An 18,192-nucleotide genomic window follows, 5' to 3' on the forward strand; every position below is an offset into this window, starting at 1 on the left:
GTCGCATCCCCGCCCATGCCCTCACTGACTACGTCCAGCGTCAGAGGCCACCCGATGACCGCTCCCAAGCGCAAGAAGGCCCGCGCCAACGGCGAGGGCACCGTCTACCAGCGTAAGGACGACCTCTGGGAAGCCGCCGGCTACGTCCTCGCCGCCGACGGCACCGCAAACACGTCCGCGTCTACGGCAGCACGCGGTGAGAAGCCGCCGACAAACTCGCCGAGAAGATCGCCGACAGTGCCGTCGGCGACTACCTCACCTATTGGCTGCGCAGCGTCGCACCCACACCCGATACGCCGCCTGCCTCCGCCTCCACCTCATCCCCGGCCTCGAAACCAAGAAGGTCGCAAGGCTGACCGCCAAGGACGTCCGCACCTTCCTAGACCGGCTCCGCAAAACCTGCCAGTGCTGCACCCAGGGACTCGACACCGAACGGAAGGCGTGCTGCGCCATCGGCGAGTGCCGCCAGAAGTGGCTGTCCCCCTCGACCGTGACCTACGTGCACTCGGTCCTCAAGTCGGCACTGGAACACGCCGTCCGCGAAGACGAACTGCCCCGCAACGTCGCCCGCAGCGTCAAGACCACCGCATCCCGGCCCCGGCACTTCCGACCCCTCACTGGGGCAGAGGCCCGCCAGTTCCTCGACGCGGCCCGCGCCGACCGGCTCCACGCGCTGTGCGAACTCGCCCTGCGCACCGGACTCCGCAAACGCGAACTCCTCGGCCTCCACTGGGAAGACCTCGACCCTCGACGCGGGCACCGCCACCGTCCGCAGCTCACTACAGCGCACCCGTACCGGCGGCCTCACCCACCTGCCCACCAAGACCCGGGCGTCCGAACGCCGTGTCGCCCTCCCGACCGAAGCCTCCACTCTCAATAAGGAGCACAGGGAACGGCAGGACACGGCGAGAGATGGCAGGGTCAGCCTGGAGAGACAGCGGACTCGTCTGCGCCACGCCGACTGGCCGCCCTCTCGACCCGGCCAACCTCAGCGCCGCTTCCGCAGCTTCCTCAACCGGGCCGGACTCCAACGCATCCGCTTCCATGACCTCCGCCACTCGACCGCCACCCTGCTCCTGGGACAGGGCGAAGCCCCGCCGTGCGGGACCTGCTCCACCTCGTCAACCACCCCGACTTCGACCGCGCACAGCAGCAGATCGAACACCTCGGCGGCTGCACCGAACCCGTCCGCCTCACCGGCCAGAGCACGACCGTCGACACCACAACCGGTGAGGTGCTGCGCTCCTACACCGCCTCCGACGAGCCCACCGGCAGCCTGCTCACCGCGTGCGGCAACCGCCGCGCCTCACGCTGCCCGGCCTGCTCCCGCCTCTACGCCGCCGACACCTACCACCTCATCCGCGCCGACCTCTCCGGCGGCAAGACCGTGCCCGACAGCGTCCGCACCCACCCCCGGGTCTTCGTCACCCTCACCCCGCCATCTATTGGCCCCGTCCACAACCTCCCCACCACTCCCGGCGGCAACATCAGGACCTGCCGCTGCCGCAAGCTCCACGAACCCACGGACGCCCTGATCGGCACGCCGCTGAACCCCGCGACGTACGACTACGCGGGCGCTGTCCTGTTCAACGCCCACGCCTCCGCCTTGTGGGCCCGCTTCACCACCTACCTGCGCCGCGAGATCGCCGCCCGACTCGGCCTCACCCAGAAAGCCGCCCACGCGGTCCTGCGGGTCTCCTTCGCCAAGGTCGCGAGTACCAGCAGCGCGGCCTGGTCCACTTCCACGCCGTCATCCGCCTCGACGGCCCGGACGGCACCAGCCAGCCCCCGCCGCCGTACGCCACCGTCGCCGTGCTCGCCGACGCCGTACGCACTGCCGCCGAACGGGTCCGCGTGACGGTCGAGTCGGACGCGGTCGGGGAACGCGAACTCACCTGGGGTGAACAGCTCGACGTACGTGAGATCGCCGCCTTCGGAGCTGACGCCGAATTCACCGATCAGGCCGTGGCCACCTACGTGGCCAAGTACGCCACCAAGTTCGCCGACGCCTCCGGCACCCTCGACCGCGCCCTGTTCTGCCGCCCCCGCCAAGGACGCGGCGCCACCCTCCTGCCCCACGACACCCCGCTCCCCTGCATCACGTGCGACGGCACCGGCGCTTCGCTGCTCGCAGCCGCCGTCTGGCACCGCAGGGAACTGGAACGCCGGTTCATCGCCGAAGGGGGCTGCGGATGAACACGCAGGAACCCGCCCCCACCCGGCGGGGACTGAGTACGCCGGAAGAGCTGCTGACCGTGCCCCAGGTCATGGCCCGCCTCCAACTCGGCCGCTCCGCCGTCTACGACCTGCTCCGCGCCCGACAGCTCGCCTCGATCACCCTCGGCCGCGCCCGCCGCATCCCCACCCACGCGCTCAACGACTTCATCCGCACCCGCCTCGACCAGGAAGCCGCCTGATGACCACGCCCCGCGACAACCCCGCCTCCCGCCGCGTGCGCGCCAACGGCGACGGAACCGTCTACCAGCGCAAGGACAACCGCTGGGAGGCTGCCGGATATGTCCTCGCCCCCGGCAACACCCGTCGCCGCGTCCGCGTCTACGGCACCACCCGCAAGGAGGCCCTGGCCAAGCTCACCGAGAAGATCGCCGCAAGCAACCGCGGCCTCCCCGTGCCCTCCGCGCAGGGCAGCGTGGCCGCGTACCTGACGTACTGGCTGGAGAACGTCGCCGTCCATCAGCTCCGCGAGAACACCCACACCCGCTACACCGCCTGCGTCCACCGGTACCTCGTCCCCGGCCTGGGCAAGAAGAAGCTCACCAAGCTCACCGCCAAGGACGTCCGCACCTGGCTCAACCAGCTCCGCACCACCTGCCAGTGCTGCGAGCGTGGTATCGATACGGCCCGTGAGCCCCGTTGCTGTGCCGTCGGGCAGTGTTGCCGCAAGCTGCTCTCCCCACTGACACTCACCTACATCCACTCTGAGCTCAAGTCCGCCCTGGAACACGCCGTCCGCAAGGAGGAGATCCCGCGCAACGTCGCCCGCACGTCCGCACCGGCACACCCCGGCCCCGACGGTTCGAACCCCTCACCGCCGACGAGGCCCGCCAGGTCCTCACAGCCGCAGGAGGTCACCGGCTGCACGCGCTGTTCGAACTCGCCCTCCACACCGGACTGCGCAAGGGCGAACTCCTCGGCCTGCGCTGGGAAGATCTCGACCTCGACCAGGGCACCGCCGCCATCCGCCGCACCCTCCAGCGGACCGCCGCAGGCGGGCTCACCACGCTGCCCACCAAGACACGGGCCTCCGAACGCCGCATCGCCCTCCCCACCCGCTGCGTCCAGTCGCTGAAGCTCCACCACGAACAGCAGCAGCGCGAGCGCGAGGCAGCAGGCACCGCGTGGCAGCCCAACGGACACGTCTTCACCACTGCGCAGGGCAGATCGATCGACCCGACCAACCTCACCCGCACCTTCGCCACGCCCCTCCGCAATGCCGGCCTCCGCCGCATCCGCTTCCACGACCTCCGACACTCCACCGCCACCCTGCTCCTCGAACAGGGCGTCGAACTCGTCGTGGTAAAGGAACTGCTCGGCCACGCCCACATCGGCGTCACCGCCACCGTCTACGCTCATGTCCGAATCCGTCTCCAGCGAGACGCCATCAACACCCTCAGCACCGCCCTCGGCACTCTGGAGACCACAGAGACGGCACACGACGACGAGCCGCCACCCTGCGCAGTCCTCGTCCACTGACGTTGCCGTCGGCTACTGCCGTCAAACGCCTCAGGGGCCCATCGGAGAGCATCCGATAGGCCCCTGAGGTATTACGGGGCCGAACCCACGGAGGATGAGGTCACTCGAATTGACAAAGGGCGCATGTCGTCGCCTGACTTCTCCACGCCGAAGCGAGCTGACCGCAATAGCTCGAAGATCGCTTCACACATGATCCGCTTCACCATTCCAGAATGCTGGATGGCTGGCTCATCGAATCGCCCCTGCCGCACAGCAACGGCGGCCGCCAGAGACAGGCGTGAGTTCGGAGACCATGTCACATAAACTCCGCCAGCCTCATCTGCCCCCTTGTCGATCTCGATCTCGGCTCCGGCGTCGACATCTCCTTCTCGGATTACAGTCAGCCCTGCAAGCTCTAGCTCTTCGGCGACTTGACTAGCCAGCCCCTCCAACGCGGCCTCATCGCCACCCTCCACGCGTTCAAATTCAGTCACTTCCAATCCCTTCATCAAGGCATGCTGCCTGCTCAACGACCTGACGGGGGGGGCGTCACACGCCCCGCCCCCGCCTGGTATCCGATCCGACCCAGCTATCTACCCTTGGCTGCTCTGATCATAAGTTTGAGCAAGTCATTGGATGCCGAGTTCACTACAGCATCAGCACCCCAAGGGACGGACCAGCTAATTGGCGTTCCCGGATTCAGTGCGCCACCCAATAGTGGCGCACACACGGGGCAGGGCTGTCGCTCACTATAGAGAGCCGTGACTCTGCTGGGATCAATGCCCTGAGCGGCCAATTGGTCGAGAATATGATTCTCTGAATGATAGCCGCCGCCCTTACTGAATCCGATTACAGGCTTATCGAGTCCTTCAACCTGCGCAACCGCAACGTTTCGACCGTCGCCGATACCCGACTTAACGCGAGCCTGAAAAGCCGCATTGCTCAGTTCATCGCTGTTGTAGTCAATCTGGGTACCGCAGTTGTGTACCAGGACCGACGTGTCCCCGGCCAGCACATAGTACGTGTGGAAGTCGGCGACGGTGAGGTTGCGGACGCTGGCGGTCTGGGTCCAAGCCTGGACCGCGGTGACCTGGACGTGGGTGCCGCTGCTGGTGCGGAGCCACTGGCCGGGCTTGAGGTCCTTGGCGTCGATCCACTCGCCGAGGGCCGGGACCCAGAAGGGGTGGCCGTCGGTGGCGGTGATGGGAGCGGTGGCCGCTCCCTTGTCGCCGTCGGTGTCGACGGTGATGCGGACGAGGTGCTTCTCGCCGTCACCGACGATCGTGGCGGCGACGTTCTTGCCGGTGGTCTCACCGGTCTTCTCGTCGGTCGCCATGACCTTGTCGCCGGGCTTGAGATCCTTGATCGGCTTGGTGGTGCCGTCGGCGAGGAGGACTTCCGTCTCGGGGGTGAAGCTGTTCCTGATGGGGCAGGAACCGCCTCCGCCGTCGGATTTCTTCGCGGCGTCGGCCGCTACTTCGTCGGCCTTCTTCGCTGCGGCCTTTGCTGCGTCGGCCTTCTTCTCCCAGGCGGCGTAGTCCTCGGCGTACTTCGCCATGGCCGCGGCTTCGTCGTCCGCCCGACGGAGGGTGCGGGTGGCCCAGCGGACCTCGTCCTCCCAGCGGTTCCACATCTTCCAGGCGGTCTTGAGCGCCTTGAGGGTGCGTTTGGCCTTGGCTGCGAAGGGCATGGCTGCGTCAAGGGCGAGGGCGCCGCAGGCCCAGACGTCACCGCCGAGGCATGCCTTGATGTCGTCGAATCCGCTGATTCCCTTGGCGACCTCGATGGCGATCTCGAGGATGACATCCGCCCGGGACTTCTGGCGGATGGAGTTCGCCTTCTTGACGTCGTCCTCGCTGACGGTCGTCGTCGGCTTCTCCGGCGGCGGCGGAACTGTGCCAGCCTGTCCGCCGGCATCCTCCACGATCTCGTCGAAGGTCCTGCCTTCGGTCTGGACCCTCTGGGAGCACTGCTCGTCGGCGCACATCGCCCGGCCGGAGGGGTCGGAGAATGTGATCGGACTGTTGTTCCCGTACGCGTACGGGTTCATCGTCTGGGACTCGGCGATGTCCATTTGCGGGTCGACGGAGACGAACCGGCCCAGGGCAGGGTCGTATTCGCGGGCGTTGAGGTGGGTGAGACCGGTGGCGTCGTTGGAGCCCCCCAGATAGCCCTTGTCGTCCGGCCACATGGACGGGACCGTGCCGCGTTCCTCGCCGAAGGGGGTGTACTTGCGACGAGTGACCGTCTTGGTGGCGGCGTCGACCGCGGTGGTGGAGGTGCCGTTGCGGTCGCTGAGGAGATACGACTTCTTGATCGCGCCGCCCTCGGCGACCTTGACCATGACCGGGCCCGCGGGGTGGGCGTAGTACCGGGTGGTCTTGGCGATGTTGCCGGCGGCGTCAAGCTTGAGCTCGGTACCGGGCAGGTAGAGCGTGGTGCCGGTGGCCTCGCGCTCGATGAGGCGGTTGCCGCCCGCGTCGTAGACGTAGGAGGACTCGTTCGTGCCGGCGGTCACCTTCTCGAGGTGGCCTTCCAGGTCCCACTGGAGGGACTGGCTGTTGCCCTGGATGGTGCGGGTGGTGGTGTTGCCCGCGTCGTCGTAGCCGAAGAGGTCCTCACGTTGGCCCTGGGGGCCGGTGGTGGTGACCTTGGTCAGACGGCTTTTCGTCGGGAGACCGGTGGCGTAGGTGTAGGTGCGATTGACGTCCTTCGCCGTGTCACCGAGCGGGTCGTGCTTGGTCTCGCTGAGACGGTTGCCCGCGGCGTCGAAGCTGTAGGAGTGCCAGTACGCGTCCGGGCCGCCGACCTTCGGCGCCGAGCCCGGACCGGAGGCTTCCGGCTTCTGGGCACAAGCGTCGCTCGCCGTCCACGCGTCGGTCATCCGGCGCAGGTGGTCGTAGGCGAAGCACTGGACGTCGGTGGTGGCCGCCGTCGGGTTGTCGCCGGTCTTGTCGGTGATGCGGGTGACGTTGCCGGCGGCGTCGTAGTCGGTGACCACGTCATTGAGCGTGATCGTGTCTGCCGTGCCGACTTCCTGATGGTTCGTCGTACGGGTGACCCGGCGCGTCTGCTCGTCGAACACGTTGCTGGTGATCACCGCTCTGCCCGCGGAGTCGACCTTGGTGCGGACGACGTCACCGAGCGAGGTGTACTCGGTGGCGGCAACGAAGGTGAGGCCCGCGACCGCCATGGAGTTGACGCTGTCGAGGCCGTTGTAGCCGATGGACACACGCTCGGAGGGCAGGCCGCCGATCGCGGGGTGCGTCGTGGTCTGCGGGAGACCGGTGCGCGGGGTGTACGTGCTGGAATAGGCGTAGGTGCCGGCGAGCTTGCCCTCGCTGGCCGGGATCGTCACCGACGTCGACTTCGGGCGGTACTCGGTGTCGTATGCAGTGATCGCCTGGGTGTAGGCGTTGCCGTTCACGTACCGGGTCGAGGAAGCCGGCAACCCCAAGCCGCCGGGGACGGTGTCGTAGGTCTGCGACGTCAGCTTCGTGCCCGAGAGCGAGCCGTCGTGGGTGGCGGTGACACGGCCGAGCGCGTCGTATGCCATGGCGATCGTGCGGCGCGGGCTGCGGCCGTCGGTGATCGAGAGGACGCGGTCGCCCTGGTCGTAGGTGATGTCGGACGTGCCCTTGTCGGGGTCCACCACCGTCTTCACGCGGCCGCGGATGTCGTAGGTCTGGGACCAGACGTTGCCGATCTGGTCGGTGACCTTGTCCAGCTGCCCCTTTCGGGTGTAGCTGTAGGTGATCTTGTCGTAGTCGCCCGTCGGGCCGGAGCCCTTGAACTGGCGCAGCTCCGTCTTGCGGCCCTGGGCGTCCAATATGGCCATGGTCGGCGTGTCGCCGGCCGGCGGGTCGACGGCGGTCCAGTCACCGCCGTAGGTGGTGGTGGTGCGCCAGGTCTCGACGCCCTTGCTGCGGGCGATGCTGGCGGTCGGCCGGCCGACACCGTCGTACGTGGTCACGGTCGAGGACGGGACGGAGTTTTCGGTCGGCGAGAACATCGTGGCGACCGGGCCGCTGGCGCTGTTGTAGTAGCCGGCGTTCTCCTTCCAGACCCGGCCGAGGCTGTCGTAGACGGTGTCGGTGATGACCCGGCCACCGTTCATGGCCGGGTTCTGGGTCTGGCGAAGGCGCAGGGCGCCGTCGTAGAAGTCGTAGGAGATGCGGTAGGTGCCGTCCTCCAGCAGACGCTTGTTGGTGATGACCACAGGGGCGTCCCGGCCGACCGTGTACTCGAACTCGGCGTCCGGAGTGGTGGTGAGCGAGTCGCGGTCCGGGGACCAGACCTTCTTCATCCGGCCGAGCGCGTCGTACTCCATGACCGTCTTGCGCCCGTTGGCATCGGTTTGAGCCAGGGGCAGTCCGCGTCCGGGGTCGACCTCGGTCGTCGCGGTGTGCCCGAGGGTGTTCTTCGTTACCGTCTTGGTCACGACGGAGCCGGAGGCCGGGGTGTAGGCGGTCGTGGTGGTCTTGCCGTAGACGTCGGTCGCGGAGGTGATGCGGCCATAGACGTCGAAGGTCGCCGTGCCCTGGGCGGTGTACTGCGGGCTGTTGTTGTCGGTGAACCCGGACAGCGACTGCGTCTTCACCACGTTGCCGACGGCGTCGTACTCGACCTTGACGTCGGAGACGACGTTGCCGGGGCCGAAGACGATCAAGGCGTTGCACGCCGCCGTGACAGTGTGCACGCGGGTCTGCTGGGACTTGAACCACTTCTCGCTGTCATTCAGGTACTCGAAGCGGGTGCAGGTGTCGTCGTTCGCGTCGGAGGTGTCGCCCTTCGACCACGTCCATTCCAGTCGGCCGCTGTCGTCGTAGCCGTGCTCGACGGCCGTCTTCCGCTCGCCCCGGTTGCCGGAGAGGATCGTGCGGGACGACGTCGACTTCATGCCCTGGAACCAGGCTTCGAGATCGGACGCGCCGGTCGCGGAGCGGTCGCGCTTGGCCACGGGTCCCTGCAGGTACGGGGTGGTGATGGTCGCGGAGTGCAGGCCGCCGCCGACACCCTCGTAGTAACGCCTCTCCCTGACCTGGCCGACGAGCATCCGGTGGTCCTTGACGGAACTCCCGTCGGATGCCGTGATGGAGACCGAGCGGCGCGTGCCGTCCGCCTGCAGATCACCGTCGAGGCCCCGGTAGTACAGCGTCTCGGTGCGAGTAGGGACGTCCGGCGCGACACCCTGGACCGTGCGGACCTCGCCGTAGCCGCGGTAGACGGACCAGGTGCGGGCCGACTTGTTGGTCAGCTCGCTGGCGTCGTCGTAGGCCCAGGCCGGGGTACCCAGGTACGTGTAGTTGACCTCGCGGGTCGGCGAGGTGCCGTTCCTGTCCTCCTCGCGGACCTGATCGACACGGTGCTTGTGGAACCAGTCCGTGGAGTACTTCTTCTTCATCCCCGTGGGGTCGGTGGGGTCGTTGGTCTCCACCACGACGGGGAAGCAGCGCAGCGTGTTGCTGTCCGGCGAGGCCGGCAGCTTGACGGCGCCCGGCGTACTCGAGCACTCGGTGGGCGCGTACACGACCACCGTGCGGGCGCCGGTCTCGGTGTTGATCTGGGTGATGCGCCAGCGCAGGTAGGGCGGGTTGCCGTCGGTGTCGTTGTCGACCCGGTTGGCCTTTTGCACGCCGATGAACGTCACCGCGGGCAGGCCCAGGGACGCGCCGTTCTCGTCGGTGCGCTGGATGCTCTTCAGCCACAGGGGGTACTCGCCGTTGACGGCGCCGTCACCCGTGGACTGGAAGGAGTGGGCCATCGTCCAGGTGTCGACCGCCGTCGGGACGCCGTCCTTCAGTACCCGGGTAGTGATGCTCTTGAGGAGCTTGCGGGTGAAGAAGGTGGGCGAGTAGCGGTCGGTGCAAGTCTCGCCGGAGGCGCAGAGCTGGTCGGCCGGGACGTCGGGCCAGTTCCTGGCGACCTCGTAGGTGGCGGTGGAGGTCAGCTTGGACTCGGCGCAGTCGAAGGACGACGTGACGATGCAGCGTTCATCGACCTTGTACACGACCTCGGCCGGGGCGGCGGCGAACAGGTCGTCCGAGCGCAGTCCGTAGGCGACCCGCTTGAGGTAGCCGGCGCGGTCGTAGCCGCGGGCCGTAGACGTGCCCGTGGTGGTGACGTTGGAGCCGTAGAAGTTGCGCTCCTTGGCGTACCAGTACGTCAGGGCGTTGCCGCGAGGGTCGACGACGTAGTCGAGGTTCCAGCGGTAGGTCTGGTCACAGACCGACGCCGCGTAGGAGGTGCTGGAGCAGGGCTCGCCCTCGTGATTGCCGTAGACCGGCACGTTGAGCGCCGAGTTGGTCTCGGCCTTGCCGCTGGTCCAGCCGGGCAGGCGGTTGAGGCCGAAGTGGTATTTCACACCCTCGGAGTTGGTGACGACCCAGTACTCCTTCTCCTTGTCGCCGTTCTCGGCGCCGGTGAGGAGTTCGACCTTCGAGCCGTCCTGGTTGGCCGGGTACCACTTCTTGTCCGCGTCGTTCAGGACGAGGGAGGTGGAGGAGCCGTTGAGGGAGAGCGTGACCATGGGAGGGCCATGACAGAGGTCACCGGTGGGGTGGGTGGTGGGGTTGTTGAACCCACTGCCCGCCTTGCGGTCCTCCGCGCACGACACGTACGTGCGCTCGATGAAGCTGGAGCCGGTGTCCCAGCCGTCGCCCACCCACGAGGGCTGCTGCGACGTGGCGACCGTGCGCCCGTCGATGCTGCCCGAGTTGTAGCCGATGGACAGGGACGGGCCGGGGCCACCGAGGGATGCCGGGATCTCCATGGGGTACGTCCAGGAGAAGTCACCCGTCGACCCGCCGGCCGACCACGAGCCCGTCGGGCTCAGCGACGTCGCCGCGTACGTGCCCTTGGAGCCTGAGGCCGAAGCCGTCGCCGCCAGAACGACCGCGCCGGCCGTGCGGGCGCCCTCCGCGCTCCGGCCGGTGGCGCTCGTGTCGTCCGCGCTTGCGGCAAAGGTGCCGGTCAGCGTGCCGGTCTCGCTGTCGTTGACGCTGGGCAGCGGGACGGACCCCTGGCACTCCGGCTTCTCCGGAGTCGTCAGCACACACGCGGGGCGCCGGCTGAAGCGCAGTCGCGAGCCCCAGTCGCCGCCGTAGGCGTGCGCGAAGGCGCTGTAGTCCAGCTCGACCGAGAGCGGGCTCGTGCCCTTGCCCCCGTCGGTGCGCTGCACGGACAGCAGCACGCCCTGGACACCGGCCTTGCGGGCCTTGTCCTGGCCGTGGACGGAGACCTTCGCTGTCAGCGCCGGGGCGTCGGCCGCAGGAGCGGCCGCTCCCTTGGCCACGGCCTTGTTGCCCAGTGCCAGGCGCACGGGCAGCGAACCGACGCGCGCTGACGGGCCCACGGCAGCGGCCGCGTCTCGCTTCGCCGCTGCGGCGCGCGCGGTCTGCCCAGCCGCCGCCTTCGGCACCGTCGCCTCGGCCGTCCCCTGAACGGGCCAGCGGACGTTCGGCGGTGCCTTGAGCGCCGCCTTCTCGGTCTGGTCCGGCGGCGCTGCCGGCCCCTTCGCGGTCGTGCGCGCTGCGGGAACGTCCGTGACCTTCTGGAGCTCGGCCAGTCCCTGCCCCTCCGCTGCCTGCGCGGGCACCGGGGACAGCGACGCCCCTGACGCCAGCAGCGCCAATGCGAGCACGGATAGTCCGGAACGCCACGTCAGGGATCTATGTCCAGAAAGTCTTCGCGCATGCCGAAGCGGCACGTGAGCCCCCACCCTAAGAATTCGAATGATCACGCGAACAAGTGCTATTTACGCACGGCTGTCAAGAACAACAAGAGCTGTCCGGACGGCGGCATTCAAGAATCGGCTCTTCGGTGGGCAAAGCAACACAAGCTTCCTGCACCGGAAGAGACAGTGCGTCAAGTCATGTCGCCTGCACGTGCCTTGTGTCGGCAGCGGCTGCTAGAAACACGTTGAACGATTCCGTTCACATCCTGGGAGCCATACCGAGGGGGCCTTCCTTCGCCGCAGCAGGAAGAGCTGGGCGGGCAGCTCCGGGGGCCGGACAGAGCAACAAGAACTGAGGCGGATCTCACTTCATGAGAAAGTCCATATTGAGACATAGCGACTCTCGGGGGGGTGCGCGAAGAGCAATATCGGCCGTCATCGTCACGGCGATGTCGGCCGGTCTTCTCTCTATCGCGCAGCCGGGGGTCGCAGCAGAGTCGAGGCCGACCGAAGACGTGGTCTCCTCTCAGACCGAGGGCGATGCCGCAGTGACCGCTGAGGCCCTCGAGGAGGCTGAGCGGACGGGCAAGCCCGTCGAGCTGGTGTCGCGGCGCACGGAGACCGACGAGGTGTTCATCAACCCGGATGGCACCGTCCGGGTCGACCGCTCGATCCTCCCGGTCCGCGTCCGGCAGGGCAGCAAGCTCGTCGACATCGACCCGGACCTGGCGGCGGGTGCCGACGGGCGTCTGGCGCCCAAGGCGTCGGCGATGGCCGCGTCGTTCTCCGGCGGCGGCGACAACGTCTTCGCGACCATGATCCGCGAGGGCCGGGCCGTCACGCTGACCTGGCCGCACGGCAAACTGCCCGAGCCCACCGTGAATGGCCGGACCGCCACGTACGCCAACGTGCTGCCGGGCGTCGACCTCACCGCTACCGCCGACGACGTCTCCTTCTCCCACGCTCTCGTCGTCAAGACGCCCAAGGCGGCCAAGAACCCGGCCGTCCGGTCCATCGAGTTCGGCTTGCAGACGAAGGGCCTGCAGGTAACGCAGGGCGAGGCGGGCGAGATCCTGGCCAAGACCCCCTCCCGGAACGCGGTCTTCGCGGCGCCGCAGCCGCACATGTGGGACTCCGCCGGCTCGGAGACCGCCACCGCGATCGACCCGAAGACGCCCAAGGCCGCCAGATCGTCCGCCACGCCTTCGCTGCACGACACCCTCGAAGGTGCGGCTGAAGGCAGCAACCGGGCCAAGCTCGGCGTGGAGCTCGAGGACGACAAGCTCACCCTCACGCCGGACGTCGAGGTGCTCGACGATCCCGAGACGGTCTATCCCGTCGTGATCGACCCCAAGTGGGCACCCGACGCCTGGAAGAACGCCTGGTCGGTGGCGTACAAACACTCTGCCTACCCGGACACCGGGAACACCGTCTACTACAACGGCGGCACCCTCTCGGACGAGGCGCGCATAGGCGTCTCCATCGACGGCAGCAACGGCGGCACCGTTCGCGCGAACACCTACTTCCGCATCCCCGTCGGGAACCTCGCGGGAAAAGACATCATCGACTCGAGGCTGCGCATCAAGCAGACGCACGCCGGGTCCTGGTCCTGCAAATCGGGTGACGTCCAGGTCAAGTCGATCGGCAGCGCTCTGCCCAGGAGTATCACCTGGAACAACCAGCCGGCGTGGGGCGCCCTCGTGGACTCCTCCGGCGAGTCCTACGGCGGCCGCAACTGCCCGTCCGACTCGGCCGGCCTCGTGGAGTTCAAGGTCACGAGCGCGATCAAGGACGCCGTCGAGGACAAGTGGGGCAGTTGGTCCTTCGTCCTCACCTCGAAGTCGAACACGGTCGACGTCTCGTGGCGGAAGTTCGACCCGAACTCCGCGCGCGTGTCGACGCTCTACAACACGCTCCCGAGCAAGCCGCAGCTCACCATCGATCCTTCGGTGCCATGCGCGGGCGGCGTCATCGGCACCACCGACCACGTCACCCTGAGCGCGTCGAAGTTCGACGACGCCGAGGACGCCGACCTGGACGTCGAGTTCAGGTACGGACGGTCCGGCCAGCCCACCAAGACGGCCACCGTGAACGCCAGCAGCGGCGGGACCGCACAGCTGCGCATCCCCAAGAGCACACTGGCGTCCGCGCAGTACTGGTATGAGGCGGTCGTGAAGGACGGCGTCGGCAACAGCCCGCGCGCGGGCCGCTGCTACTTCACCTACGACCCCACCGGTCCTCAGCAGGCGCCGAAGGTCAGCTCGGCCGAGTGGCCGGAGGGCGTCGGCGAAGGCTGCACGGCCGAGCTGCCCGCGGGCACCCCTTGCGCGAAGCCCGCACGGACCAGGGGCACGTTCAAGTTCGAGGCCAACCCGGCACTGGGCGAGACCAACGACGTCGCCGAGTATGTGTGGTGGACCGACTACGACACCAGGGAGAAGTCGGTCAAGCCCGCCGCGACAGGTGGCTCCGTCAGCGTCGGCGTCAGACCGATGGGCAACGGGCCCCAGTACCTCTACGTACGCAGCGAGGACGCGGCGAACAACCGCTCCGGAGTCAAGGCTTATCTGTTCATTCCGTCGCGTTCGGACGAGCATGACAAGCTGGGTGACCTGAACGGCGACGATCTGGTCGACCTGGTCACCATCGACCCGGGTTCGGGCACGTTGTGGTCCTACCCGAGCCGTGGTGACGGCACATTCGGCGCCGGTGAAGCGGCCAAGGATGAGTCGTTCGCCTCCGGCACGGTGTCCGTCGGCGGCAGCTGGGACGACGACGACCACTACGAGGACGTCATCTCCCTCCAGCCGGCGGCCGACGACCCCAGCACTTACGAGCTGTGGGCCTACCGGGGCGAAGGCGACGGCAAGCTCCTCACCGGTGACAGGGACCGGCAGGACCTGAAGATCATCGCCTACAACTGCTACAGCCCCGGCAGCCCCGACTGCGACAACCACTGGGCCAAGGGCGCGGAGATCGTCTCCGTGCCGAGCTTCAGCGACGATGACAGTCGCGCCGGCGGCCCGGACGGCCAGCTCACGGAGGACGACTTCCCCGACCTGCTGGTCAAGGAAGGCGCCAACCTCTGGCTCTACCTCGGCTCCCGCACCGGCGGACTCCTGGACAACTTCGGCCGACCCATCGCTTTGGGCAACGCCGACTGGCAGGACATGACGCTCATGACCCCGGGCGACGTCAACAAGGACGGCCTCCCGGAGATCTGGGCCCGCGACAAGGTCAAGGGCACCATCCACCAGTACACGAGCAAGCGCGCGACCACGGCCGGACAGGGCAAGGTCCTCGCCGACCTCACCGTCTACGGCGACCCCACGGTCCGCCAGACCTCCATCGCCACCGGCTTCAAGGCCGCAGACGTCCCCCACCTGTCCGCCATCGGCGACTTCGAGAAGGACGGCTTCGCCGACCTCTGGTCCCGCGACGGCGCGGGCCGCACCGTCGAGTACCCCGGCCAGGCACCCGTCAACGGCCAGTCTTTCAAGGCCGCCCGCCACATCGCCACCACCGGCTACGACTGGACCGAATGCAAGTCCTTCGCCCCGGCGACCGAAACCACGCCCATCCCCGTCTGCGGACCCATCCTCGGCAAGTACGAAGCCCTCGGCGGAGCCGCCGCCTTCGGCAAGCCGACCTCCGGCGTCACCCACGTCAGTGACGGCGGACGGTACGTCAACTTCGCCCGGCCTGGCACCACCGCTACCGACCGCGCCATCTCCTGGAGCAGGACCACCGGCGCCTGGGCCGTCAGCAACAGCCTGTTCCACAAATGGAACAGCTCGGGGCGCGAGACCGGTGACCTCGGGTATCCGACATCGGATCCGTTGTCCACGCACGTCGACGGAGGCAACTACGTCACCTTCAGCAAGGCGGGCAAGCCCAGCGCCATCTACGGCAAACCGGGTCTGGGTCCCTTCGCCGTCCGGGGTGCCGTCTACCGCAAGTACGTCGCCCTCGGCGGAGTGAGGGAGTTCGGCTACCCCACAGGCGACGAGATCCCACTCGCGGGCAACGCCGGGCACTACCAGGACTTCCGTCACCTGGTCAGCAGCGGAAGCAACATCTCGTTCTACTGGGACAGCGTCAACGTCACGGGGGCCTGGCCGGTCGTCGGGTCGATCCGCAGCCACTGGCTGAGCGCCGGTGGTCACACAGGCAGCCTCGGCTTCCCGAAGTCCCCCGAGTACCAGGTGCTGGGCGGCAGGCGCTCGAACTTCCAGAACGGATACGTCCGCTGGAACCGGGAGAGCGGCCACGTCGCGAGCCACGCATGGGAAGACCGGACGATGCATCTCCGGACCGACCTCGGCGGTGACTACGACGCGGACGGGCGGACGGACATCCTCACCGCCTACGACTACGAGAAGGCGACCACCGGTCTCTACGTGGCCAAGGCCGGCGTCGAGGGCGGGCACAATCCGCCCCAGGAGTACTGGAGCGACGAGCCGGGAGATTTCGACTACACCCGCACCAAGTGGGGCTCGGGCGACTTCGATGGGGACGGGCGCTCCGATGTCGTGGGCTTCTACGGCTACGGAACCGGAGAGGTCGGGGCATGGTCGTTCCTCACCCAGCCCGCCGGTCCCCCGGTGCGCCGGAAGAGCGTCGTCCTTCCCACCGGCTGGAACTGGTCCCTTAGCACTCTGCTGACAGGTGATGTCAACGGCGACGGGCGTGACGACCTCGTCTTCGTCTACAACAAGGGCAACGGCGTCACAGGCGTCTACCGGTCACTCGCGCGGACGGACGGCACGTTCGAGAACCCCGTTCTCTCGTACGAGTCGCCCGCCGGATACTGGTGGTCGGAGAACATCCGCTACACCATGGGGGACACGAACGGTGACGGACGTGACGACATCGTCGCCTTCTACGGCTTCGCCACCGGAGCGGCAGGGCTCTACACCTTCACCGCGAAGGCGGACGGCTCCGTGGACGCCCCGAAGCAGTCGTGGAACGCTCCGGCGGGCACCTGGGAGCGCGAGCGGGTCAAGCTGACCACCGCGGACCTGAACAAAGACGGCCGCGCCGACCTCGCCCTGACCTACGGGCACGCCGACGGCGCGGCCGACTTCAGGGTCTTCCACGCCCGCACCGACGGCGGCTTCGACGGCTTCGTCACGCCGTGGTCCCGCCCCGCCGGTCACTGGGTGGCGGCGAACACCGGCAACCTCGTCCCCGGTGATGTGAACGGAGACGGCCGAGCGGACATCACCGTTTCGTACAACTACGGGACCGGCGAGACCAAGGTCTTCACCTTCCACGGGAACGAGTCCGGAACCGTCGACTCGCCCATTCCCTTCTGGTACGCGCGCGCCGGAACCTGGTGACGCGTCGACACCCTCCGAAGTAGCGAGGGCCGCACCCCACCCAGGGGTGCGGCCCTCTTCTCCGTCTCACCCCCGACGGGAAGGAACGCTTCCTCACCGCACTCGACCAGCACTTTCCCGAGCCCGCCCGGATCAACGGCGACCACGAACTGGTGGCCACCGGGCACGACACACCTTTTCGGCGGGTGATCTGGGACGACGACCTGCTGACCGTCGCCGGCGTGCCGGTATGGCTCCTGACCGTCGGCGGCGGGGCCGCCGTCGTCGCCGTGGCGGCCCTGTCGCTCCTGCGCGTTCGGGCGAGCCGCCGCACGCCGACGCCGGGCGCGGCCTTGTGAAAGTAGGTTGAACCGTATGACTCAGGATCAATGGCAGGCCGTGGACGGCTACATCAGCGATCTCCTCGTGACGGAGGACGAGGCGCTCACCGAAGCCCTCGCGGCGAGCGGGGCGGCGGGGCTCCCCGCGATCAACGTCGCCCCCAATCAGGGCAAACTGCTCCATCTGCTGGCGGTGACGCAGGGCGCGCGCACAGTGCTGGAGATCGGCACGCTGGGCGGCTACAGCACGATCTGGCTGGCGCGGGCGCTGCCGGAGGACGGCAGGCTGATCTCGCTCGAGTACGACCCGGCCCACGCGGAGGTGGCCCGCGCGAACATCGCCCGCGCGGGCCTGGCGAAGATCGCCGAGGTCCGCACGGGCCCGGCCCTCGACACCCTGCCGCGCATCGCGGCGGAACCGGGCGCGGGCCCCTTCGACCTGGTCTTCATCGACGCGGACAAGCGCAACAACGCCCGCTACGTGGAGTGGGCACTGCGCCTGACCCACCCGGGCAGCCTGATCATCGTGGACAACGTGGTGCGCGGTGGCGGCGTCGTCGACACGACGAGCGAGGACCCGTCCATCCTCGGCACCCGCGAGATGTTCGACCTGGTCGCCCGCGAGCCGAGGCTGGACGCGACGGCGCTGCAGACGGTGGGGGTGAAGGGCTACGACGGGCTGCTGGTGGCGCGGGTAGTCGCGTGACGGTGGGGGCCGCTGCGCGGGGGCGGCGTGACCGCTGCGCGGAGGCCGCTGCGCGCGCGTGACCGCGGGGCGGGGGTGCGTGACCGCTGCGCTGCGCCGCTGCGGGCGCGTGACCGCGCAGCGCGGGGTGCGTGTCCGCGGCGCGGAGGTCGCTGCCGCGTCGCACGTGACCCCTCAGCGCGGGCGTGGCGCGGGGCTTGACCGCTGCGCGGAGGCCGCGGCGCGGGGTGCGTGACCGCTGCGCTGCGCCGCTGCCGCGCGCGTGACCGCGCTGCGCGGGCGTGGCGCGGGGCCTGACCGCTGCGCGGGGCCGTTCCCCTACCCGCCCCTTCCCGAAACCGGGGCAAGCCCCGGACCCCGTACCGCGCTGCGCGCGGTGTTTCGGGGGCTCCTCCCCCTACGCCTGGCGGCGTGGGGGGACCCCCACCGGACCCCCGCGCCTCAAACGCCGGCGAG

At 68.4% G+C, this 18,192-nt stretch carries 6 protein-coding genes and 3 pseudogenes; 7 read left to right on the plus strand and 2 right to left on the minus strand.

The window, feature by feature from the left end; translation table 11 throughout:
* Positions 1 to 54: 54 nt before the first annotated feature.
* From AB0K36_RS21020 to AB0K36_RS21035, 4 genes and pseudogenes are all read left to right on the plus strand, one after another.
* Positions 55 to 1,088, plus strand: a pseudogene (locus AB0K36_RS21020) (site-specific integrase); the annotation flags it as partial.
* 11 nt (positions 1,089 to 1,099) lie between these two features.
* Positions 1,100 to 2,118, plus strand: a pseudogene (locus AB0K36_RS21025) (replication initiator); the annotation flags it as partial.
* A 74-nt stretch (positions 2,119 to 2,192) separates the two neighbouring features.
* Complete coding sequence (locus tag AB0K36_RS21030; RefSeq protein ID WP_364596476.1) at positions 2,193 to 2,417, plus strand: helix-turn-helix domain-containing protein; 225 nt, start codon at positions 2,193 to 2,195, stop codon at positions 2,415 to 2,417.
* Positions 2,417 to 3,714 (plus strand): annotated as a pseudogene (locus tag AB0K36_RS21035) (tyrosine-type recombinase/integrase). Before AB0K36_RS21030 ends, AB0K36_RS21035 begins: the two are co-directional and overlap by 1 nt.
* Positions 3,715 to 3,785: 71 nt before the next feature.
* On the opposite strand, the gene AB0K36_RS21040 reads toward AB0K36_RS21035, so the two are convergent.
* Entirely contained in the window at positions 3,786 to 4,202 is a 417-nt protein-coding gene (locus tag AB0K36_RS21040; RefSeq protein WP_364596479.1) for a hypothetical protein, read from the minus strand.
* An 80-nt stretch (positions 4,203 to 4,282) separates the two neighbouring features.
* Positions 4,283 to 11,335, minus strand: a complete 7,053-nt coding sequence (locus AB0K36_RS21045; protein WP_364596482.1) for a polymorphic toxin-type HINT domain-containing protein — start codon at positions 11,333 to 11,335, stop codon at positions 4,283 to 4,285.
* A gap of 581 nt (positions 11,336 to 11,916) precedes the next feature.
* On the opposite strand from AB0K36_RS21045, the gene AB0K36_RS21050 reads away from it, so the two are divergent.
* The 3 genes from AB0K36_RS21050 to AB0K36_RS21060 all read left to right on the plus strand — a co-directional run bounded on the left by AB0K36_RS21050 (position 11,917) and on the right by AB0K36_RS21060 (position 17,736).
* Positions 11,917 to 16,710 carry an FG-GAP-like repeat-containing protein gene (locus tag AB0K36_RS21050; RefSeq protein WP_364596485.1) on the plus strand — a complete coding sequence of 1,598 codons (4,794 nt, stop codon included), beginning with the start codon at positions 11,917 to 11,919 and terminating at the stop codon, positions 16,708 to 16,710.
* A gap of 185 nt (positions 16,711 to 16,895) precedes the next feature.
* Positions 16,896 to 17,048, plus strand: a complete 153-nt coding sequence (locus AB0K36_RS21055; protein WP_364596488.1) for a hypothetical protein — start codon at positions 16,896 to 16,898, stop codon at positions 17,046 to 17,048.
* Between the two features lie 16 nt (positions 17,049 to 17,064).
* Positions 17,065 to 17,736 (plus strand): O-methyltransferase, encoded by a 672-nt coding sequence (locus AB0K36_RS21060; RefSeq protein ID WP_364596490.1) that lies wholly within the window; start codon positions 17,065 to 17,067, stop codon positions 17,734 to 17,736.
* The last annotated feature ends 456 nt before the right edge of the window (positions 17,737 to 18,192 follow it).

This window comes from Streptomyces kurssanovii, from assembly GCF_040677245.1.
Lineage (GTDB): Bacteria > Actinomycetota > Actinomycetes > Streptomycetales > Streptomycetaceae > Streptomyces > Streptomyces kurssanovii.